This window comes from Acinetobacter sp. Leaf130 (assembly GCF_001423205.1).
GTDB lineage: Bacteria > Pseudomonadota > Gammaproteobacteria > Pseudomonadales > Moraxellaceae > Acinetobacter > Acinetobacter calcoaceticus.
Map to the genome: position 1 here is coordinate 1,424,091 of NZ_LMOE01000001.1, position 23,584 is coordinate 1,447,674.

The window sequence follows — 23,584 nt, forward strand, 5'->3', positions numbered from 1 at the left end:
GAGTTATGCTGGTTCTGCCGTATGATGATCTTCAAACACTTCAAGTTTTAAGCCGACAGCTTTGCCATCTTCATTTTTCACTGATACAGCCACATTACCACCATGATCTGCCAGTTCGCCAAACAAAATCATTTCAGCTAATGGTTTCTTCAAGTGTTCTTGAATGAGGCGTTGCATTGGACGCGCACCCATCAAGCGGTCATAACCGTTTGTTGCCAACCAATCACGAGCACTTTGATCGACATCAAGTACAACTTGTTTGTCATCCAGTTGAGCTTGTAACTCTGTCAAGAATTTATCAACTACAGACTCAATAACAGTTGTTGGTAATGACTTGAATTGAATAACACTATCTAGACGGTTACGGAACTCTGGTGAGAAAGCACGTTTCATTGCTTCTTGGTTATCAGAACTATGATCTTGTTCAGTAAAACCAATACTCGCGCGAGAAATACTCTCTGCTCCCACATTCGTAGTCAGGACAATAATAACGTTTCTAAAGTCTGACTTACGTCCGTTGTTATCCGTTAAAGCACCATGATCCATGATTTGCAGCAAGAGATTGAACACATCTGGATGTGCTTTCTCAATTTCATCTAGCAATAAAACACAGTGCGGATTCTTATGGATCGCATCAGTTAAAAGCCCACCTTGGTCATAACCCACATAACCCGGAGGTGCACCAATCAAACGTGAAACCGCATGACGTTCCATATATTCAGACATATCGAAACGCACCAGCTCAACACCTAACAACTTCGCCAGCTGTTTAGTGACTTCAGTTTTACCCACACCTGTTGGACCAGCAAAAACAAAACTACCTACTGGCTTATCTGGTGATTTCAATCCAGCACGAGATAACTTGATCGCTGAGCCTAACGCTGTAATCGCTTCATCCTGACCAAACACAACACGTTTTAAATCACGCTCAAGATTTTCAAGCACTGACTTATCATCTTTAGAAACAGTTTTTGGTGGAATACGAGCGATCTTAGAAACGATATCTTCGATATTCTCTACCGTAATCAAACTATCATCACTTTCAGCCTTCAAACGACGCTGAGCACCAGCTTCGTCAATCACATCAATTGCCTTATCTGGCAAGAAACGATCATTAATGAATTTAGCAGAAAGCTCTACAGCTGATACCAATGCTTTATCGTCATATTGTACGTGGTGAAAATCTTCAAATTTAGATTTTAAGCCACGTAAAATATCAATTGTTTCAGAAATACTTGGCTCATTGACATCAATTTTCTGGAAACGACGTGATAACGCATGGTCTTTTTCAAAAACCTGACGATATTCTTGGAACGTCGTTGAACCAATACAACGCAAAGTACCATTTGCCAAAGCTGGCTTGATGAGATTTGAAGCATCCATTGTGCTGCCCATACTTGAGCCCGCGCCAATGATCATATGAATTTCATCAATGAATAAAATCGCATTTGGATTTTTCTTCAAAGCATTAAGCAATTGTTTTAAACGTTTTTCAAAGTCACCTCGATATTTGGTCCCAGCAACTAATGCACCAATATCTAAACTATAAACTTCAGCCTGACTCAAAGGTTTAGGCGCCTTACCATTCACAATTAACCATGCCAAACCTTCAGCAATCGAGGTTTTACCAACGCCCGGATCACCTACGAGTAATGGATTATTTTTGCGACGGCGGCACAGAATTTGTGCTGTACGCTCAATTTCTTTTTCACGACCAATAAGTGGATCAGTTTTGCCTTTTTGCGCTTCAACATTTAAGTTCAGCGTATAAAGCTCTAATGGCCCTGCATTACCCGTACTCGTTTCACCCTCAATATCTTCAACTTCTTCTTCAACTTGCACTTCATCTTTACGTGTCCCATGAGACAAGTATTGAGTCAGTGTCAATCGATTGATTTGATGACGTTTAAGCAAATACACAGCAAAAGAATCACGCTCTGAATACATTGCGACCAAAACATCCGCACCTTCAACAGTACGATCGCCGCCACTTGATTGCACATGGAAAATAGCACGTTGCAAAATGCGGTCGAAACTTTCTGTTGGATGAGGCGCCTGCTCGCTATTTTCGCCAAGCTTAGGAGTATGTTGTTCTACATATTCTTCTAATTCTTTACGTAAAGAAACTATATCAGCCCCACATGCTTTTAATGCATTCACGGCCGAATCGTTGTCGAGTAGTGCTAATAATAAGTGTTCAACTGTAAGAAACTCATGTCTCTTTTGACGAGCCATGCTAACAGCCAAACGTAATGATACTTCTAATTGACGACTGAGCATGTAACCCCCTTATGCTTTAGGCTCAATCTGGCAAAGTAATGGATGACCTTGCGATCGAGCGTAATTATTAACAAGGTTTGCTTTGGTTTCCGCGATGTCTCTTGGATATACCCCAGCAATACCTTTACCTTCATAGTGTACTGTTAGCATTACTTGAGTTGCTTGGTCAAGATTCATTGCAAAGTATTGTTGTAAAATTTCAATTACAAAGTCCATTGGCGTGTAATCGTCATTCATTAAGACGACTGCATATGACGGCGGACGCTTGAGTTCAGGAGGTGCTGTTTGTACAACAACCTCTCCGTCATGATCTTCGTTTTGCGAATCACTTAAGCGTGGATGGAAGTGCCAATCGACATAACCAGACTGCTGAAAAGAAGCCTTGATATCTTTTAAGTTTGTTTGACGCTTATTTGTTCGCATAGGATGTTACTATTGTGAATTTGCTTCAGCTTGAGGAATTTCTGCCACAAAAGCAGAAGATGTTTCGACAGGTTTACCGCGCTGCCAACTAAAACGTTTAATAACTGGTATATCAGAACCGCCTGTTAAACGTACCTCAATAAATTGAGGTGTAAAACCTTTAGGCATCGTCCAACGACCTGTTAAACGCTCAAAATCAGTAAAGTTAAAGTTTTTAGCTTCAAGTGGTACAACCAAAACTTCTGTATCTTTAATGAGTCTTATCTCAATCGATCCTGAAGCACGGCGCTTGCTTGGGCTCACCTGTACTAAATCCAACTGATATTCATAAGCATTTTCAGGCAGAGGTTTAATCGCCAAATTTTGAATCGTTAAGCTTAAGCCACCGCGCTGCCTCAAGATATCACGGTAGATATTACTCATACCTTCTTGCTGCGTTTTATCAGCATTGGCCTGGTTAAGGGCTTCAAACAGATCATTTGCATTTGTTACAGCAACATCACGCTCTTGTACTGCAGCGTTCAGGCTTTTATTAACTGCATCTAAAGCTGTTTTTTGCTTTTGCACCACTTCAACCAATTGCTCTGCATCTGCATCGTAACCTACAACAGTTAGACCTTGACGGTGCCCAATTGTATAGCCAAGCGCAAGACAACCACTCATTAAAATAGCCGCACCAATAAACAAAGGTTTATTGGTATTTAAAAATTTTTTCTTTTGCAACGAACTTTCTGCCGAAGTCGTCTGTCCAGAGTTTTGCATCGTCATCTCAGTGTTTAAGATCAGAGTCAAGACACACATTTAAATCGAAATTTAAATGTGTGTGAAGCAAAAAAGAGTTTTTTATGGTAATAAACCAATCCCTTGTAAGCCTTCATCTTCATCAAAGCCGAACATAAGGTTCATATTTTGTACAGCTTGACCAGATGCACCCTTCACAAGGTTATCTTGTACCGCAAGAATAATAAGCTTATTCGGCTGCGGCTTATATAAAGCAATACGAAGCTCATTCGCACCGCGCACACTACGTGTTTCAGGCGAACTATTAGCAGGCATCACATCAACAAATTTTTCATTTGCATAAAAGTGCTCATACAATGCCTGAATATCCGTTTGTTTTCCAGCTTCTGTCAAATCGACATAAATTGTGCTGAGCATACCGCGAATCATTGGAACTAAATGAGGAACAAACAAGAGCCCTTCAAAGCCACCTTTTTGCCCAGAAATATTTTCCAATGCTTCAACAATTTCCGGATGGTGACGGTGACCCGCAACGCCATAAGCCTTGAAGTTATCGGCATTTTCACTATAGATCATGCCTAAGCTTGCTTTACGACCAGCACCAGAAACACCTGACTTCGCATCAATAATAATATTTTTTGTTTCAATCAATGCTTGCGCTGATTTCAAAAGTGGCGCCAAACCTAATTGAACTGTAGTCGGATAGCAACCTGGGTTACCAATAACTTGCGCCTGTTTAATTTTTTCGCGGTTTAATTCAGCCAAACCATATACTGAGTTTTCCAGAACGTCTGGGCAAGCATGTTCCATGCCATACCATTTCTCAAACTGCTCAAGATTTTGCAAACGAAAATCAGCAGCCAAATCAATAACTTTAGTGCCAGCCGCAATTAATTCTTTTGCATGCTGCATCGCAACACCATGCGGTGTAGCAAAAAACACAACATCACACTTTTTTAAATCATCAATATTTAAATCTGAAAATTGAAGATCAGTATGTCCACGTAAATTAGGGAACATATCTGCAACTGGTTTGCCCGCTTCTGTACGTGAAGTAAGAACTCGAACCTGCGCTTTAGGATGTCGTAATAAAATACGTAATAGTTCAACGCCTGTATAACCCGTTCCACCAACAATTCCGACAGAAATCACGTGCATTACCTCAATTTTTGAATCTATACTTGCGCAGTAGTATGACAGGATGTCCAAGCTTACAAAACCATTTCATGCTTGGTAATTTTAATTTTTTTAATTTTAGCGACAATTAGATAGAACTTATTGAACTGTCATAACTAAACAAATATCAGCAAATAAATACCAGATTTAATTGGAGAGCTAGGATGCTTCATCAATCAAAAGAAACAAAATTACACACTTACCTTGGCTTGAGCACATTAATTTTAAGTGCTGCACTTGTAGGTTGCGGAGGTGGAGGCAGTAGTAGTGGCAACTCACCAAGCACTCCAACACCCGTTGATCCTACTCCAGAGGCAACGACTGATGTTACTCTTAAATCTCCTGTAGAAATGCGTAATATCCAACTAAAAGTATATGACAACACCACTAACTCTGTTTTATTAGATACTTCAATTGCAAGTTTAAACAGCGTTAATGTCAAAATTCCTACCGCTAAATTGAATCGTTTATATCGTGTAGAAATTACGACTCAAAATTCATCTCAAGTATTTGATCCAATTACTTCAACATACCAAAATTTCTCTGGTATTTATCATGCGTTTATTACACCGAACAGTGTAAGTGGCAGAACTCTATTCATAAGTCCAAGCAGTGAAGCGATTTACCAACGCGCTGTGATACGCTCGGGACAACTCCCTCAAGATACGATTGACCCAACCAGCATTGAGCAATTACATGTGGATTTAGCTTCTCAAGACGTTTATAGATCTCTTCTTAATGCGTTCAAAGATGCCGACATTCCAAGTTTAAGTCCAGCCAACTCCCTCGTCACTACTTTAACTTCATTGCAGTACTCAACCAAAAAACCTAGTACATATGTGGATAGCTATCTTAGCTTTGGATACTTACAATATTGGTCAACAATTCATAGCGGAGCAACCACATACCAAGAACTTATTAAAAGTTTAGCAACCGATTTGAAAGATGGTTTTTTAGATGGGAAAAAACTTCATGGCGATCAAACATCATTCACCCCTATTTTCAATTCTGCTCCAGATAATATTGATCCAGTCAAAAATACACTGTTAGATATCGCAGCTAATCAAAAAGCTACACGCGATAATTTTGCAACCCATTTAAAAGCCGCTACTTTAAAATTGGCAAATAGCCAGAGTTTAGATCAGACGAGTTATAATCTACTGGATAAGAAACAATATTCAGGGGTCGTACCTATCGGAAATACAACTGACTTTTTCCGTACAGATGGGGCTGGTGATTATCGTCGTGCTGTAGGTTTTAGTGGTATTACAGCAACCTGTAACGGCTCTATATATCCTTGTAAACAAGGTTTGACTAGCATTAATCTTTCCGACCCCAAACTACCAGCTACAGACTATTTAGTAGGTCACTATGAAGACACTGCAACAGGTTGCCAACTTAATTTCCGTGCGAATGGTCAAATCGAACTTATTAAAGGATCACAGACTTATCGCTCTGCTTTAAGTGCGGATAGTACAGATAATTTATTGCAAACAGATGCTGCAAGTTCAAGTTATTTACTCAACTCAAGTTCAGCCGAACCAAACAACTCAACGCAGCAATACAACTTTATACAATTATCGATTAAAGCAAATAAAATCGTGAGTGCCAAAGCAGGTCTAGATAGCCGAAAAGCACCAGATAACTTACAAACACCACAATTAGAATGTAGTTTTAGTTAATTTGAGACATACCACCATGCAGGCAACGAATTTGATTTAAGTTGTCTGCGGTGTCTTTGAAAATATGGATCGTATTTTTCAACTTCTGCCCAAAATGCAGGGCTATGATCAAAATGTTTAGTATGCGCTAACTCATGAATAGCGACATAGCGAGCAATCTCTTGTGGCATGAGCACCAAACCTGCATGTAGCATAATATTATGCTGACTACTACAGCTCCCCCAACGAGTTTTGGGACGGCGGATTGAACATTCGCTGTAATTTAGACGGGTTTGCCCACTCAGATCTTTTAAAAGCTTGGGTAATTCTTGTTTTGCATAAGAAATTACTGCACTTTGTAATGCCAAATATGGCTGCGTATCTTTAATAAATAGACAGTTATTTTCCCAATCAAATTGAAAAACACGATGTTGCTTTTGAACAACAACTTGAAATGGTTGCTCTTTATTAAAAAAATAAATTTCTGAGGGAATTTCAAGCGAATTAGATTGAACGTGTTGTTGCTTATTCCACGTTTCGATCAACCATTGCTCAGATTGTGCTAAAAAAAGCTGAATTTGATTCTTACTGCAAAACAAAGGAACTGTCAGGCGTATTGAAGCTGGCTCGACACGTAAGCGCAATTTTCTTGCCCTTACGTGTCGAACAATTTTAATTTCTGGCATTTTTGCAGACATTACTGTGCTGTGCGCTCTTCAATACCATTATTTGTTGCTACAATTGCAATCGTTGCTGGATTTAAAGCGAAAATACCATTAGTCACAACACCTGGAATGTTATTAATGGTTTTTTCTACATCAATCGCATTTAAAATATTAAGATTAAATACATCCAAAATCACATTACCGTTATCTGTTACGACCCCTTCGCGATAAACTGGATCACCACCTAAAGCGACTAGTTTACGAGCAACTGCCGAACGGGCCATTGGAATAACTTCTACAGGGAGTGGGAAATCACGGCCAAGTTGATCAACCCACTTTGAATCATCAACAATACAAACAAATTTCTTAGCAATTGAAGCAACAATTTTTTCACGTGTTAATGCAGCACCACCGCCTTTAATCATATGCATATGGCGGTCAATTTCATCTGCACCATCAACATAGGCATCTAAACCACCAACATGGTTCATATCTACAACTTCGATACCTAATTTTTTAAGACGATCAGCAGTTGCCTGAGAACTTGCCACAGCAGCTTCTAACTGTAATTCAGGCAATAAATCAATTAGAAAGTTTACTGTACTTCCAGTCCCCACCCCCAAAATGCCACCTTTGGGTAAGTGTTTTAAAGCAGCTTTCGCAGCAGCTTGTTTCTTTTCATCTTGGGTTGCGTATAGACTCATGACATCACTCAACTATTTTTTGACATTTATGCACCAATAATCGGCGCAAATGCACAGGGGTTTGCTACAATAACTTCCTATTTTAAACTGTTATAGGGAAGATGAACATGCTGTCTCGTGTGGTACGACAAATTTTACAAGCAACGGTTTATGATGTTGCAATTGAAACACCTCTCGAAGCAGCTCCACGAATTAGTCAAAAATTAAATAATATTATTCGTTTTAAACGTGAAGATTTACAGCCTGTTTTTTCTTTTAAATTACGCGGTGCCTATAACCGTATTAGCCAATTACCTAAAGAACAACTCGAACGTGGGGTAATTTGTGCATCTGCTGGTAACCATGCTCAAGGCGTAGCATTATCAGGTCAACGTTTAGGAATTCCAGCGATTATTGTCATGCCAAGCACGACTCCGGACATTAAAGTTCAAGCAGTTAAACGCTTGGGTGGTCAAGTTGTGTTACATGGCGATAGTTTTGATATAGCAAATAAATATGCTCAACAACGTGCCGAAGTTGAAGGCCTTGTATTTATTCCACCTTATGACGACGAACTTGTCATTGCTGGTCAAGGTACTATTGCAAATGAAATATTACGTCAATGGCGTGATGTAGAATATGTGTTTGTTGCTGTAGGTGGTGGTGGTCTTATTTCAGGCGTAGCAGCTTACCTTGGTGAAGTTGCACCTCACGTGAAAATTATTGGCGTTGAATATGAAGAATCTGCGTGCTTAAAAGCAGCCTTAGAAGCAAATGAACGCGTAATCTTGCCACATGTAGGCTTGTTTGCAGATGGTACTGCCGTTGCACAAATTGGTGCTTTACCATTTGATATTATTCGTCTGCGTAAGTCTGATAATTCTGGTCCAATTGTTGACCCAGCGATTGTGACTGTAAATACAGATGAAATCTGTGCGGCAATTAAAGATACCTTTGACGAAAATCGCAGCATTGTTGAACCTTCAGGTGCGATGGCCCTTGCTGGTATCAAAAAATATATTACCGAACATAAAATCAGCAATAAAAACATTGTGTCGATTGTATGTGGCGCCAACATGAATTTTGACCGTCTACGTTATATTGCTGAGCGTACCGAGTTAGGTGAACAGCGTGAAGCCATTTATGCGGTGACACTACCAGAAGAAAAAGGTGCATTCTTAGGCTTCTGTCGCGCTTTACAAGGCCGTAATATTACCGAGTTTAACTACCGAGCAAACAACACAGAAGAAGCGCAAGTCTTTGTTGGCATTAGCTTAAAAGGCGGCGACGCTGAGCGCCATGAAATTTTAGAACAATTGAAGCAACAAAATTATGTGGTAGATGATCTATCTGATGATGAGGTTGCCAAATTACACATTCGTTATTTGATTGGCGGTCATGCAAATCTGGACGATGAAAGATTGTTCCGCGTTGAGTTCCCTGAACGTCCAGGTGCCCTCTTAACCTTCTTAACTCGTTTAGGCCCAACCCATAATATTACGTTGTTCCATTACCGTAACCACGGTGCGGCAGAAGGACGTGTATTAGTCGGCTTACAAGCGACCGATGCGAAACAAAATCCAGATGGATTAATTGAAACTCTTGAGCAGATTAGCTATCCGTATGCAGAAATTACGAATAATGTCGGCTACAAACGTTTCTTAAAATAATCTTTGATTTTGATGAATAAGCCGACAAATTTGTCGGCTTATTCATATAATTATTTTAATATTTACATTGCCTCTCTTTATCTCAAAGAAAATATCCTTAAAAATAAACGTCTAATCAGGAAACAAGGACCAACATGGCACAGTTTGCAGTCATTGGCTTAGGGAGTTTCGGAGCAACTGTTGCTCAAGAGCTCACAAAATTAAATCATGATGTTATTGGCATTGATACGGTAAAAAAGAATGTTGAAAATCTTGCCAACGTTTTAACCCATGCCGTCATTGCCGATGCGACCGACGAACATGTACTTGATGAACTTAATATTCAAAATTGTGATGCAGTTGTTGTAGCAATTGGTGAAGATATTGAGGCAAGTATCTTATGTGTCCTGAATTTAAAAAATTTAGGTATGGACAAGATTTGGGTAAAAGCAAAAACCAAAGCTCATCACACCATTTTGTCGCATCTCAATATCAATAAAATTATTCATCCTGAAGAAGATATGGGGGTACGCGTTGCTCAAGCTCTGAACTATCCAATGGTTAGTCGTTATATGTCCTTAGACGATGATCACTATATTATTAAAATTGAAATTCCAGAAAAACTTAATGGTATTAACTTATATGGCATTATGCAGCAAGCACCACAGGTCAAAACATTGCTCTTAAAAAGACAGCAGCAAATTTTGTTTGAGACCGAAGAAAATTTCACCTTGCAAACTCATGATATTCTTATTTTAGAAGGTCATTTACCGCAGTTAAAGAAACTTTCTAATTGCTTCATGTAAGAAAAGAAATCTAGAATATGTCTATATATCCCAAGCCCCATAAAACATTAAATTTAAGCCCTCCTTCACTCTTAGCACTGGGGTTTATGGGCTTTATTATTTTTGGCACTTTATTACTAAAACTGCCGTTTGCCAATACAGGTGATGTGAGCTGGATGGATGCGCTCTTTACAGCAACCTCGGCGGTGACAATTACAGGCCTATCTGTTTTAAATATTCATGAGTCTTTTACCTTGTTCGGGCAAACTATTATTTTATTGCTGATTCAATCTGGTGGTTTGGGTTTCATGACTTTTGCCATCTTGGCAGCACTAAGTTTGTCACCTAAAGTTGGCCTTAAGCAGCAAATGATGGCACAAGATAGTCTCGGACAAACAAGCCTATCGAAAGTTACTTTTGTAGCTAAAGGGGTTGTAACTTATACTCTTATTTTTGAGCTCATCGGCACAATTATTCTCACCACTGCTTTTACACCGAGTTACGGTTTTGCACGCGGACTATATTATGCAGTTTTTTATAGTATTTCTTCATTTAACAATGCTGGTTTTTCATTATTTTCCAATAGCTTAGTAAATTTCCAAAGTAACTACCTGATTTGTATAACCATTAGCATACTTTACACCTTAGGTGGCCTTGGCTTTTTGGTTTTAATGGACATTAAACAAAATAAAAAATGGAAAAAACTCACTCCAAATAGCAAGCTTATTCTCACGACTATTGCAGTTATTAACCTTATTGCATTTATTTTAATATGGGTTTTAGAAGCTCAAAATCCTCATACCCTAGGAATGCTCAGTATTGGTGATCAAGCATTAAATGCTTGGTTTCAAGCCACTGTTCCGAGATCTTCAGGTTTTAATACCATTGATACAGGTTCAATGACCAACAGCAGTTCCTTAGTCATGATGTTGCTTATGTTTATTGGTGGTGGTTCACTCAGTACAGCAGGTGGAATTAAAGTTGGAACCTTTGTAATTTTAGTGCTCAGTGTTATTTCATTTTTACGGCGCACAGATGAAATTCGAATATTTAATCATTCAGTCGCACATGAAACCACTTATAAAGCTTTAGCTGTAACTGCAATTACAAGCATACTCATTTTCATGGGATTCTTTATTATTTTGCTTTTAGAACCTAAAGCAGACTTTATGAACTTGCTGTTTGAGGTTGTTTCAGCAGCTTGTACTGTGGGGCTTTCTCGTGGAATCACGCCTGAGCTACATAATGGTAGTTTGTTCATTTTAAGTTTGTTGATGTTTGCTGGGCGACTCGGCCCATTAACACTGGCTTATTTAATTGCCACTCCGAAAAAAAGTCGACTCAAGCACCCTCAAGCCAATATTCAAATTGGATAATAAAAATGCCGCTATAAAAGCGGCATTTTTACAAGTAAAGACTTAGTACCAATTCATGAGTGAAACACCCAAGCCCGCGTAAGTTGCTCGATGGTTATAGTCAATTAAACTTTCACCGTAACCATTAAACAGCTGGAAGTGTCCACGCAGTTTGCCACTGATTGGAAAAGCCCAATCAAATTGAACAGCACCATGAGAATCATCACCACCTTTTAAAGAGTGACGCAGCATTAAAGAGAAGTCATTTTCCTTCCACTTATAAAATGCTGTTAAATCCCCACGACCGATGTAATTTTCCATATCAGGGTTATTATCATCTTTGCTGTCTTCTTCAATGCGCACCCACGGACGAAGCATTAAAGCAAAGTTACCGCGCTCTAATCCCACATTAAAGATTACGCGGTTCCAGCTACGAGATAATGGATCTGAACGACCATTTGATTGGTGGTTTAAAGTAACCCCAAGTAAACGACCATCTAGACCAAGCAGTTCATAGTTGGTTCTAAACATTAAACTTGCTTCAGGTTCATAATTCGTTTCGCGGAAAGGACGCGACTCTTCAGCATTGAATGTCTGCCAACGTGAAGATTGTGTATAACCTACCCACAAATCGCCATTGTTGCCAAAAATATTTTCCCAAGCTTTGGTTTTTAAAGAAATCTGAAATTTACTTTCCATTGATTTCAGGTTTTGAGCTGTATGCTCTACGTTGTTTGGATTTGGGCTAGTAGGTAATTCATTTTTGTCGCTGGTCCAGAATACTGGTAACAAATAGACAGGTTGATAAGCACGAATATTCCAAACCCCTAGTTTACTCTCTTCAGACAACTCCCAACGTTGATCTAGTAAAGAAGTAGTAGGTTGAAGTTTTGGTGCTTTACCAATTATTTTGATATTACTCACTGTATCTACCACCTTCTCTTTAAAGGTTTCAGGTGGAACAGCAGGTGCATCAATTTTTTTAACAGGCTCTGGTACAGCCGCAGCTTGAATAACTGGTAAAGCTGCTGGTTTAAATACAGAGTCATAACAAGCCAGACGATCGGCATTCGAAGCAAGAGCAACACATGCATCTACTGTCGCAGGGGTTACAGGTGCCAAAGTATCAGCATATGTCACAGACGCACATAAACAGCTAAGCACGATTCCCATGCTTAGCTGTAAAGGTGTGCGTTCAAATTGTCTGAACGCCATGTTCATCTCCAATTTTTATTTTAATTAACTTGTTGAGTGGTAAAACCTAATTGCTGCAATTCATCGCGTTTTGCAAATGGCGCAACTACAGCTTTTACAGGAGTTTGCTCAACCAAATATTGACGAGCAACACGTTGTAAATCCTCTAATGTTACATGCAGCAAGCGTTCACGTAAGGTACGGCGGAAAGTTGGTGTTCTTGCATGCAACAATGCATAACATGCAGTAATCGCCTCACCCGCTGGTGAACCTGGTTTATCCATACTTGCAACAAGTCCAAGAATCGCTTCTTCAAGCTGATGAGGCTGTTGTTCCGCATTTAATAACCATTGCACACTTGCTTCAAAGTCTTTAAATGTTTCTGCTAAACGTGGGTCACGGTAACTATAGAAACGGAATGAACATGCATTCCCATCATAACTTGCTCCGCCACCATAAGCACCGCCTTTTTCACGAATGGCACTGTGTAAGAACCCATTACGTAAATAAGCTGCCAATACCATTAAGGGAGCCGCATCTGGATGCGATACATCGACAGCCTGATAAGCAGAAGCACAGAACTGAACATTTGCCTGAATTAACCATGCTTCATGATTATTATCATTTGCTTGTTCTACGTGGGTTAACTCTGTTGCTGTTGCATCAACATTTAGTTTATCCCAAACATTTTGGATTTCTTCAACCAAACGTTCAGACTGATGTTCTTCACATACAAGCAAGAACTGTTTAGGCGCTTGCAATAATTTACGATGAATACGCTTTAACTCTGAAATTAGCTCATCATAAGCTGCATCATCTTGGGTAATTTTAGTAACAAGCTCACCCAACCAGTTTAATGCACCTAAACCAGTGTTTTGATAATCTCGTTGAGCCAAGGCACTCATATTACGTGATGCAATTTGCATTGCATAACTATGACCTGCTCCAGACAAACGAGACTGCCAACGTGTTTTACGTTGTTGCAATAACTCAATAATGCGCTCTTTCTCGTCAAAACGAAGCTGTTCAAATGCTAACTTTAATAAATGAATCGCATCATTTTTTTGAGTCAACGATTTAGTCGTTAACGTTAACCAAGCACTAATTTTATCTTTATCATCGACTTTACTACGTAAAGAAGCCCCCATTCCTAAACCACCACTTACAGCTGTTTGTAAGTTTTGCAGCTCAAGATAGTCATACTCACCTGCGCCCACTTCGCCCATCAAGATAGAAAGCAAATTGAAATAAGGTGACATTACAATATCTTCAGGAATTTGAATAAGTACTTGTTGATAGTAAATGCCATTCGTACCAGCATGATACAAATTCAACGGTGTATCCATGCGATTGCAAAGAATCTCGCGCAATTGACCCTGCACAATATGCAAGTCAGCAGGTACATCTTCCAAGCCTACTTTTGGTAATAGTTCAAGGTTATCTGGAGTATCCTGACGCTCCTCTAAAGCCTTGGTATTAGCAATAATTTCAGCCTTATCAGCATCTGTTAGTTTTTCACCAATAGCAGCTAAACGTGCTTTTTCTGCCTCTTGCTCTTTTACAGATTTTGTTGGGTCTGGAACTAGAGTCATCTGTACGCGATGAGGGTTATCTAGCAAATGTGTTTGAATCAGATTTGATAACCACATTGGGTCTTTCAATTCTTCTTTAACTTGTGCAATTGCGCTGTCAACGTCCCAAATTTGAATTGGGTCATTGTGGTGAATCGCACCGCTTAAGCCATTTAAAATTAGACTTAAACCATATGGTGTACCATCACCATTAATTTCACGTTGATGTAATTCAATTTGATGTAAAATTGCATCGACTAAATCGCTATCAATTGGTTTAGCAGCGACATCACTTAAAATATTTAAAACACCATCTCTAAAGCTTTCAGCATGTTCAGGATTTGAACCTTGAACACCACAATAGAAAGTCATTTCAAAATTACTGTCGTCTACACCCATTAATGGACCGGTTGATTGAGCATATCCACACGTTTCTAGGTAATGGCGCAGTGGTGAAGCTGAATTTTCTAATAAAATTCCTTCAACTAAACGCATTCCCAAACGCAATTTAACATCGTTTGCTTCAGGTAATAACCAAGATAAGACATGATAAGTTTTATCTTTTAAATCATCACTATCAACGCCATAATTTTCTGTTACTTCAATTGGTGCAGCTAAACGTTTTTCAGGCTTAGAATATAGAGTTGTACCCGCAGAAAACTTATTTAGAGCTAGTTTTTCAAATTGCTCTTGTAACTCATAAGCTGTTTGATTCCCGAAAGTCATAAACACCGCATTACTTGGATGGTAATGAGTCTTATAAAACTCGACTAACTGCTCATATGTTAAATCAGGAATATCTTTCGGATCGCCACCTGAATTGTAATGGTAGGTCGTTTCAGGAAATAAATGATGAGCCAACTGGTGATAAAGTTGGTCAGACGGCGCACTCATGGCACCCTTCATTTCATTAAAGACCACACCTTTATAAACAGGTTGTCCATTTTCAAGTTCAATACGAATACCTTCTTGAGCAAAATCAAGTGGATTCAAATTAGCGGCAAACGCCGCATCAAGATAAACAGAAAGTAAGTTTTGGAAATCTTTTTTGTTTTGAGTAGCAAATGGATACGCAGTCCAATCTGCTGCTGTAAATGCGTTCATGAACGTATTTAAAGAACGGCGAATCATTAAAAAGAACGGATCACGTACCGGAAACTTTTCAGATCCACACAAAGCGGTATGTTCTAAAATATGTGCCGTGCCTTTAGAGTCCATAGGTTGTGTTCTAAAAGCAACAAGAAATACATTTTCATCATAGTCAGTTGCCAAGTGATAATGCACAGCACCTGTAACTTTATGCTTATATTCAGACACTAAAATATCTAATGCTTCTACATGGTGCTGACGTAGCAACTGAAACGCAGGGTGAACAGTTTGAGAAATGGTTTCAGTGACATCTACAGTCATGTGATCTCCTAACATATCGGATAAGTGAATAAGTCTCATTATAGCCTGAGTCAGCTTTAGATTGGCGAACAAAAGCCAAGTAAAATACTATGTTTTTGTTGAGTATTAGTTCTCATTGGCAGGGCTTTGATATCAAGCACATAGCCATGAACGTTTTATCCTACCAGAACAAAAGCTTTTAATTCTATTTATATATTACCCAATAAATAAAAAAGCCCATCAAATCGATGAGCTTTTAGAAAAACTTTTACTTAAAAACGATAACGAAGTGCAATTTGAGCATTTAATGGATCGCCCATCATGTTTGAATCATTTGCGTTACTATGACCTGAAACAAAGTAATCGCGATCAAATAGATTATTTAAGTTCAGGTTCACATCATAATGTTCACTTTGATAGCCTACTGCTGCATTTACAACAGCATAACCTGGTAAAACATTCTTGTTATCTGGAGCACTAAAACGTGATGATTCACCACGTCCACCAACAGCCGCATACCAATGATCATTAAGTTGATATTTCAACCATAAGTTTGCAGTGTTATTTGGGGTAAGCGCAGAATGATTGCCTGTCAGTCCAATAGCCGATTTTTCAATCTTACCATCCATATAAGAATAACCTGCCAATACTGACAATTGATCAGTCAATTGACCTGTTAAAGAAAGCTCAACACCCTTGGTTTTTTGCTCACCTGCTAACAATGCTTGATTTGGGTTTGCTGGATCTTGGTTTTGAATATTCGTTTGGCTCATTTCAAATAAAGCCAATGTCACATTCAATTGATCATTTACATCCCACTTTGCACCAACTTCAACATTTTCAGTTTTTGTTGGGCTTAAATCATCACTATTTTTATATAAAACAAATGAATCAGCTAAAGGCTGGAAAGATCGGTTATAAGAAGTATAGAAGGAAATATTACTTAAAGGCTGATAAACCACCCCGATTCGTGGAGAATAAGTGTTATCAGTTCTATTTAATATTTGAGATTTCACTTTATTATTACGATCTTGCGATAAATTATCGTAACGTAAACCAACTAAAACTTTCAGCTGATCTGTAACTGTCATTAAATCTTGTAAATAGATGCCATAGTTTTCAAATGTATTACTATTATTAGTTTCCGCAGCTACACTTGTATCTAGTGGAGCCCAATTTTCAAGCTCTGGGTTAAATATATTTGTAATTTGACGAGCTTTGCTCCACACGAGTTCATCTTTGTGCTGCTTACTGTACTCTGCACCAATCAAAGTATTATGCTTTAAAAACCCCGTACTAAATAAACTACTTAATTCTTGCTGAACATAGACGCCATCTTCATTACGCAGACGTTTATTTTGAGTCAATTGAATTTGATTAGCTGGCAATTTTTGATGTGAATCAACACTGTATTGACGGTCTAATGAATAGTTATAGTGACGAACTGCACCATGATATTTTAAATTATCATTAAACTCATGGTCTAAGCTTATGGTTTGGCTTGAGATTTCAGTATCAACATCACCAACTTCTTTACCGTTTAATGCACCATAAAAAGTTTTAGGGTTTGTTTTAACTGGTTTACCTGTAATTGGATCTGTCGGAAAACCTTGATCTGCTAAACGGTCATCATGCAAATAGTCAGCCTGAATTAAAAGCTTCGTCTTGTCTGAAATATCCCATTGTAAAGATGGAGCAACCGCTTGGCGTTTTAAAAAGGCCTGATCACGATAACCATCTGAATCTTCAACTGCGCCAGTTAAACGAACCTTAACATTCTCTGCTACTTTTTCATTCACATCGACTTCTGCACGGCGTTGACCTGTTGTGCCACCAATAAGACTGACTTCACGCAAAGATTCATCCATTGGTTTTTTATTAATTTTATTGACTAACCCACCAGCAGAACCACGTCCATATAATACAGAAGCTGGCCCTTTTAATACTTCGATACGCTCAACATTCGACATATCTCGAAAATACAAGGCATCATCACGAATACCATCTACATAGTTATCTGTAATTGCAGAAAAACCACGAATCATGACCTGATCACGTTGCCCATCCCCCACACTAAAGCTCAAACCAGCAACGTTTTGCAAGGCACCTTGCATAGAGGTCACAGTCTGCTCTCTTAAAACTTGTTTAGGCACCACATTTACGATTTGAGGAACATCTTTTAACTGCACAAGTCCTTTAGTTGCACTCGATGCTTGTCCCACTTCTTGTTTTAAGCTTTTTTCCTTCTCAGCTTTTACTGAAATTGTTGGAAGGTTGGTTACAGCCTGTTGCTCTGCCTCTACGGCATATACATGGCTTGCCATCACCCCAACTGATGAAATAAATAAAATAGAACGCTTCATGTAAGTTCGCTACGAAAAATTTCATGCGAAGTTTCAATTAAATACAGTGTATTTGTAAATATTAGCAAGAATCATTATTAATTGATAATATTTATTAAAAATATGAATTCAATGGCCTTGTTAAATCGGGCTTTCCTTAAAAACTCCTTTTATTTTTTAGAAAATTACCATGCGGCCTATTTATTTCGCTATACCCTATTTCTTAATAAAGTAATGGCTGCATCGAATACCCCCTCCAACTCACTGATGGCGATAATGAGAGTGCACATAAAAACGTCACTTCCTGAATTAACTGAATTTTATTCAACAAACTACAGCAAATCCAAGCAATGGTGTAAACTTAGCTACCTGATTTTTTTTATTTGTGACAACACATATGGCAACTGTAGATCTTTTTGCAATTGGTAATGCATTAATCGACCAAGAATTTAAAGTATCTGATGATTTTCTTAATCAACAAGGCCTGCAAAAAGGCACAATGCAGTTGTCCGATGGTGACACTCAGTCTGCTCTATATTCAGAGTTAAAACAGCATCAAGACTACAAAGGTCAAGCAAGTGGCGGTTCTGCAGCAAATACGACTGTAGCTTTTAGTGCATTAGGTGGAAGCGCTTTTTATGGCTGCCGTGTTGGTCATGACGATTTAGGTGCGATCTACCTACAAGGTCTAAATGAAGCTGGCATCCAGACCACACCAAAATCGCTCAGTGAAGGCGTAACTGGCACATGTATGGTGTTAATTAGCCCCGACTCTGAACGCACTATGCACACCTATTTGGGTATTACTGCTGAACTTTCTCAAGATCAAATCGACTTTGAACCATTAAAAACAGCAAAGTGGCTTTATATTGAAGGTTATCTTTCTACAAGTGAAACGGCTCGTAAAGCTGTAAAACAAGCAAGAGAAATTGCAAAAGCAAATGGCGTTAAAATTGCCCTTTCTCTTTCAGATCCTGCCATGGTGCAATACGCTCGTGAAGGCTTGGAAGAACTTATGGATGATGGCGTAGACTTACTATTTTGTAATGAGCAAGAAGCCTTAATGTATACCAATACAACTTCTGTAGAAGATGCTCTTACTCAATTACGTTTTAAAAATCATACCGTAGTCATTACACAAAGTGCCAAAGGTGCTTTAGTTTCGAATCCAACTCAACATTTCCATGTTGCGGGACGCCACGTAGAAGCAGTGGATACAAATGGTGCAGGCGATGCATTTGCAGGCGCGTTCCTTTATGCCCTCAACCATCACCAAGATTTGAATGCAGCGGCTCAGTTAGCCATCCTAATTTCGAGTGAAGTAGTCTCTCAATTCGGACCACGTTTAGCTGTAAATGATTATGCTAAACTTCTTGAAAATTTTCAGAAGGAATGTGCTTGAAATGGAAAGGATCTGTATGACGGAAGAAGTTCCTGAGCGTGAAGCTAGAGCTTTTGACACTTTACAAGGAACTACTATTTTCGTTACGCAACGTGACGGCGCATTCTATGCTTATCAGAATTTATGCCCTCACCTACAAACTGAGCTTGAATATTTAGAAAATCAATTTCTCGATCAAGACCAAGAATACATCCAGTGCTCTACTCATGGTGCTTTATTTACTGTGGAAACAGGCGAATGTATTTCAGGGCCATGTTTAGGTGATTTTTTAAATAAAGTTGAGCTTAAAGTACATTCAGATGGCGGTATCTATATCGTAGACTGAAGCTATAAACATTAGAGTTTCTGCCATGGCTGATTTCTTTTTCAATTATTATCTTATGCCATTTCACTTAAGTGTAGTGGCTTTGATATTGCTCAGCGTGGTAGAAACCATTGGTATGTATATTGGACTCCGTCCAAGTCAGTTACTTAAAAAAATTGCACCGGATTGGCTTTCTAACTCACCACTACTTAATGTTAAATTTTCTAAAGCTCTAATTTTCGTTTTTTTACTCATCAATTTCAGTTATGCAGGTTACTTTTTACAACTCTCTTTCTTCGCAATACAGCATTATTTTATTTCACCATTTTATTTAATCGTCCCAGCACTTGTGATCGCAATCTTTTTTACTGTGTTCATGATTCATTGCCTTGACCAAGTGATTAAGCCGAAGCTTACACATACCAACTATAACCTTTTAGGGCGATTAGCGACTATTTCCAGTGGTAATGCCAGACCAGGTTTTTCTGCTCAAGCACGCGTACGTGATGAATTTGGTCAACTTCACTATGTTCAAGTAGAACCAGAATATGGTGAACTCGAATTATATTCCCAAGTCATTCTTGTCAAAGTGCATAAAAGCCATTATGTAGCCAAAAAAATCTCTATCTCAAACGATCTTTTCGCACCCGATTAATCCTTAATAATTCTTCTCATCCATTATTGCTTTTTTGCAGGCTTTATTACGGCCTTATTTTATTATTTTCTTTTTTAATTAATTATTTACTATCCCGACTATTTTAGTTAGAAATAAAATTAACAAATATTATATACAACCATTTTAGTCGGAATTAAATTTAAAACAAACCATTTTAATCAACTTAATAATTTTATTTACAAGTGTTTTAGTAGGAATTAATAGTCAATTCAAACTATTTTAGTACAGTATTATTTTTAAAATATTAAATATTTGTTTTTTATAAATTAATTATTTGAATATCCATTTAAAATATATTTATTGTTTATTTTTATTATATTTTGATTAATAATAAAATTAATATCAAATGAGGTTTAATTAATGAGCCTTAATTTTCAAAATCTTAATAGTCGCTTAATTAAAGAAATCACTATTATTCTAATAATAAAAATAGTGCTTCTTTTAACAATTAAACATATTTGGTTTGATGCTCCCACCATCCCCCAAAATTTTGACAATCAGGTCGCCGAGCATATTGCTGGCGATAACATTTCCAACATTAAGGAGACACGTTGATGATTTCTGAAAGCGTGGTTGATCTTTCGCGGTTTCAATTTGCAATGACCGCAATGTATCACTTTCTTTTCGTCCCTTTAACTTTAGGTTTGGCATTTATCCTTGCCATCATGGAAACCACCTATGTCATTTCCGGTAAAGAAATTTACAAGGATATGACTAAATTTTGGGGAAAATTATTTGGTATTAACTTTGCTTTAGGGGTTACGACTGGTTTAACAATGGAGTTCCAGTTTGGAACAAACTGGGCTTATTACTCACACTATGTAGGTGATATTTTTGGTGCGCCATTAGCAATTGAAGGCCTGATGGCTTTCTTCCTTGAGTCGACATTTATTGGTTTATTCTTCTTTGGATGGGACCGTTTAACTAAGGTTCAGCATCTAGGTGTAACATGGTTAGTTGCGCTCGGTTCTAACATGTCAGCGCTCTGGATTTTAGTGGCGAATGGCTGGATGCAAAACCCTGTAGGTGCTGCATTCAACTTTGAAACGATGCGTATGGAATTAGTTGATTTCGGCGCACTTATTTTCAACCCTGTGGCTCAGGTTAAATTCGTTCACACTGTATCAGCGGGTTATGTAACTGGTGCAATTTTTGTACTTGCCATCTCAAGCTATTACTTACTTAAAAAGCGCGATCTTCCTTTCGCCCGTCGTTCATTTGCAATTGCTGCGATTTTCGGTCTTGCATCTACACTTTCAGTAATTTTACTCGGTGATGAATCTGGCTATGAATTAGGCGATGTTCAAAAAACTAAACTGGCTGCAATTGAAGCTGAATGGGATACTCACCCTGCTCCTGCTCCATTTACTCTATTCGGCATACCAAACCATGAGGAAATGCGAACAGATTATGCAGTTAAAATTCCATATGCATTAGGCTTAATTGCAACTCGCTCAACAACAAAAGAAGTTACTGGTCTAAAAGATCTCATGCAACAACACGAAGTTCGCATTCGCAACGGTATGCTTGCCTATGCTGAACTTGAAAAATTACGTGCAGGTGATCGCTCACCAGAGTTATTAGCTTCGTTTGAAAAAAATCAAAAAGATCTAGGTTATGGCCTACTTCTTAAGAAATATACACCAAATGTAGTTGATGCAAATGAGCAAAATATTAAAGCTGCTGTAAAAGACACTGTTCCAAATGTTACCGCTCTATTCTTCTCTTTCCGAGCAATGGTTGCCTCTGGTTTCTTGATGCTATTACTTTTCATTTTAGCAACTTGGGCTGTAGCAAAAAGAAATGCTGAAAATAAACCTTGGCTACTGAAATATGCATTGTTTGGTTTGCCGCTTCCTTGGATTGCTGCGCAAACTGGTTGGTATGTAGCTGAGGGTGGCCGTCAACCTTGGTCTATTGGTGAAATTTTACCAACACACCTATCTACGTCTAGTTTAAGTAGTGGGGATGTATGGGGTTCAATTCTTGCACTAGCAGCGTTCTATACCGCACTTTTAATTATTGAAATGTACTTAATGATCAAGTTTGCTCGTCTAGGGCCAAGCTCTCTGCACACTGGTAAATATCATTTTGAAAAGCAAGAACCGAAAACAGCTGTTAATGGGGAGGCCTTATCATGATTGAATATGAACTATTAAAAATCATTTGGTGGGTGTTAGTTGGTGTACTTCTGATCGGCTTTGCTCTCACAGACGGTTTCGATATGGGTTCCATGGCTCTCATGCCTTTCGTTGGGAAAACCGATAACGAACGACGTGCGGCCATTAACACGATCGCGCCTCACTGGGATGGCAATCAGGTTTGGTTTATTACAGCAGGTGGTGCATTATTTGCTGCATGGCCAATGGTATATGCTGTAGCTTTCTCTGGTATGTATTGGGCATTACTACTGGTTTTATTCGCCCTTTTCTTGCGACCAGTCGGCTTTGATTATCGTTCCAAACTTGAAAACACCAAATGGCGTAATTCATGGGATTGGGGCCTATGCATTGGAGGCGCTGTTCCAGCGCTTGTGTTCGGTGTAGCCTTTGGTAATTTATTTCTAGGCTTACCTTTTGGTCTAGATGACACTTTACGCTCTGAATATACTGGCAGCTTTTTTGCTCTTTTAAATCCGTTTGCATTAGTTTGCGGTATTGTCAGTCTATCAATGCTCTGTGCCCATGGCGGTGCATGGCTCATGTTGCGTACAGACGATGCTTTAAAGCAACGCTCTGCAAAAGCAACCCAGATTATGGCAATGCTATTTTTAGCTTGTTTTCTTGTTATTGGAGCTTGGTTGTATTTTGGTCAAATACCCGGTTATAGCTATGCAGTAGCAATTGATCCAAATGCTGCACTCAACCCTTTAGCAAAAGAGGTAGTTACCAATAGCAACCCTGGTTGGATGAACAACTACAGTACCTATCCAATTACTAAAGTTGCCCCAGTTCTTGCAATATTAGGTGCAATCATTGCAATTATTGCAGCTTCAAAAGCAAAAGCAGGTTTAAGTTTCACTGGTACAAGTTTAATGATTGTAGGAGCAATTTTAACCGCAGGTTTTGCACTATTCCCATTCTTACTGCCATCTAGCATTAATCCTAATTCTAGCTTGACGATGTGGGATGCTGTCTCAAGCCACCTTACTTTAGGCGTTATGACTGTAGCTGCTGGCATTTTTGTACCACTCATTTTGATCTATACCAGTTGGTCTTATTACAAAATGTGGGGAGTCATTACCAACAAACACATCGAGTCAAACTCGCATAGCTTGTATTAAGGAGA

At 38.6% G+C, this 23,584-nt stretch carries 19 protein-coding genes; 10 read left to right on the forward strand and 9 right to left on the reverse strand.

Annotated elements, in window-relative coordinates:
- Positions 1-3 precede the first annotated feature (3 nt).
- From clpA to argC, 4 genes are all read right to left on the reverse strand, one after another.
- On the reverse strand, positions 4-2,280 hold the full coding sequence (gene clpA, locus ASF86_RS06185; RefSeq protein WP_003652076.1) for an ATP-dependent Clp protease ATP-binding subunit ClpA: 2,277 nt from the start codon (positions 2,278-2,280) through the stop codon (positions 4-6).
- A 9-nt stretch (positions 2,281-2,289) separates the two neighbouring features.
- Positions 2,290-2,703, reverse strand: coding sequence for an ATP-dependent Clp protease adapter ClpS (gene clpS, locus ASF86_RS06190; protein WP_056480517.1), 414 nt, complete (start codon positions 2,701-2,703; stop codon positions 2,290-2,292).
- Positions 2,704-2,712: 9 nt separating this feature from the next.
- Positions 2,713-3,471, reverse strand: coding sequence for a DUF6776 family protein (locus ASF86_RS06195; protein WP_081407565.1), 759 nt, complete (start codon positions 3,469-3,471; stop codon positions 2,713-2,715).
- A gap of 75 nt (positions 3,472-3,546) precedes the next feature.
- The gene (gene argC, locus ASF86_RS06200) at positions 3,547-4,602 is read right to left on the reverse strand and encodes an N-acetyl-gamma-glutamyl-phosphate reductase (protein WP_081407566.1); all 1,056 of its coding nucleotides are present in this window, start codon (positions 4,600-4,602) and stop codon (positions 3,547-3,549) included.
- A 182-nt stretch (positions 4,603-4,784) separates the two neighbouring features.
- Here argC and ASF86_RS06205 point away from each other — a divergent pair, with 182 nt between their 5' ends.
- The gene (locus tag ASF86_RS06205) at positions 4,785-6,302 is read left to right on the forward strand and encodes a hypothetical protein (RefSeq protein ID WP_056480523.1); all 1,518 of its coding nucleotides are present in this window, start codon (positions 4,785-4,787) and stop codon (positions 6,300-6,302) included.
- Here ASF86_RS06205 and ASF86_RS06210 read toward each other — a convergent pair.
- Positions 6,299-6,979, reverse strand: a complete 681-nt coding sequence (locus ASF86_RS06210) for a SprT family zinc-dependent metalloprotease (protein ID WP_056480526.1) — start codon at positions 6,977-6,979, stop codon at positions 6,299-6,301. The two genes, ASF86_RS06205 and ASF86_RS06210, sit on opposite strands and share 4 nt — an antisense overlap.
- A complete protein-coding gene (gene rpiA / locus ASF86_RS06215; protein WP_003652085.1) occupies positions 6,979-7,650 on the reverse strand; it encodes a ribose-5-phosphate isomerase RpiA in 672 nt (223 codons plus the stop codon). The genes ASF86_RS06210 and rpiA overlap by 1 nt, the downstream gene beginning before the upstream one ends.
- 101 nt (positions 7,651-7,751) lie before the next feature.
- Here rpiA and ilvA point away from each other — a divergent pair, with 101 nt between their 5' ends.
- The 3 genes from ilvA to ASF86_RS06230 all read left to right on the forward strand — a co-directional run bounded on the left by ilvA (position 7,752) and on the right by ASF86_RS06230 (position 11,439).
- Positions 7,752-9,299, forward strand: a complete 1,548-nt coding sequence (gene ilvA / locus ASF86_RS06220; protein WP_171061263.1) for a threonine ammonia-lyase, biosynthetic — start codon at positions 7,752-7,754, stop codon at positions 9,297-9,299.
- Positions 9,300-9,433: 134 nt separating this feature from the next.
- Positions 9,434-10,084, forward strand: coding sequence for a potassium channel family protein (locus ASF86_RS06225; RefSeq protein WP_056480527.1), 651 nt, complete (start codon positions 9,434-9,436; stop codon positions 10,082-10,084).
- 17 nt (positions 10,085-10,101) lie between these two features.
- A complete protein-coding gene (locus ASF86_RS06230) occupies positions 10,102-11,439 on the forward strand; it encodes a TrkH family potassium uptake protein (protein WP_056480528.1) in 1,338 nt (445 codons plus the stop codon).
- 42 nt (positions 11,440-11,481) lie between these two features.
- On the opposite strand, the gene ASF86_RS06235 is transcribed toward ASF86_RS06230, so the two are convergent.
- The 3 genes from ASF86_RS06235 to ASF86_RS06245 form a co-directional block, all read right to left on the reverse strand.
- Complete coding sequence (locus tag ASF86_RS06235; protein WP_004643060.1) at positions 11,482-12,633, reverse strand: phospholipase A; 1,152 nt, start codon at positions 12,631-12,633, stop codon at positions 11,482-11,484.
- A gap of 20 nt (positions 12,634-12,653) precedes the next feature.
- On the reverse strand, positions 12,654-15,593 hold the full coding sequence (locus ASF86_RS06240) for an insulinase family protein (protein WP_056480529.1): 2,940 nt from the start codon (positions 15,591-15,593) through the stop codon (positions 12,654-12,656).
- A 251-nt stretch (positions 15,594-15,844) separates the two neighbouring features.
- Positions 15,845-17,935, reverse strand: coding sequence for a TonB-dependent receptor (locus ASF86_RS06245; RefSeq protein ID WP_056480530.1), 2,091 nt, complete (start codon positions 17,933-17,935; stop codon positions 15,845-15,847).
- A 376-nt stretch (positions 17,936-18,311) separates the two neighbouring features.
- Between ASF86_RS06245 and ASF86_RS06250 the strand changes: the two genes are divergently transcribed.
- The 6 genes from ASF86_RS06250 (at position 18,312) to cydB (ending at position 23,579) form a co-directional block, all read left to right on the forward strand.
- Complete coding sequence (locus tag ASF86_RS06250; protein WP_056480532.1) at positions 18,312-19,316, forward strand: adenosine kinase; 1,005 nt, start codon at positions 18,312-18,314, stop codon at positions 19,314-19,316.
- A 16-nt stretch (positions 19,317-19,332) separates the two neighbouring features.
- Positions 19,333-19,641: a Rieske (2Fe-2S) protein gene (locus ASF86_RS06255; protein ID WP_003652095.1), complete on the forward strand. Its 309-nt coding sequence runs from the start codon at positions 19,333-19,335 to the stop codon at positions 19,639-19,641.
- A 25-nt stretch (positions 19,642-19,666) separates the two neighbouring features.
- The gene (locus ASF86_RS06260; protein ID WP_003652096.1) at positions 19,667-20,275 is read left to right on the forward strand and encodes an OB-fold-containig protein; all 609 of its coding nucleotides are present in this window, start codon (positions 19,667-19,669) and stop codon (positions 20,273-20,275) included.
- A 381-nt stretch (positions 20,276-20,656) separates the two neighbouring features.
- Positions 20,657-20,851, forward strand: a complete 195-nt coding sequence (gene cydP / locus ASF86_RS06265; RefSeq protein WP_056480535.1) for a cytochrome oxidase putative small subunit CydP — start codon at positions 20,657-20,659, stop codon at positions 20,849-20,851.
- Positions 20,851-22,437: a cytochrome ubiquinol oxidase subunit I gene (locus tag ASF86_RS06270; RefSeq protein ID WP_056480541.1), complete on the forward strand. Its 1,587-nt coding sequence runs from the start codon at positions 20,851-20,853 to the stop codon at positions 22,435-22,437. Before cydP ends, ASF86_RS06270 begins: the two co-directional genes overlap by 1 nt.
- On the forward strand, positions 22,434-23,579 hold the full coding sequence (gene cydB / locus ASF86_RS06275) for a cytochrome d ubiquinol oxidase subunit II (RefSeq protein WP_005040079.1): 1,146 nt from the start codon (positions 22,434-22,436) through the stop codon (positions 23,577-23,579). Before ASF86_RS06270 ends, cydB begins: the two co-directional genes overlap by 4 nt.
- Positions 23,580-23,584: the final 5 nt, after the last annotated feature.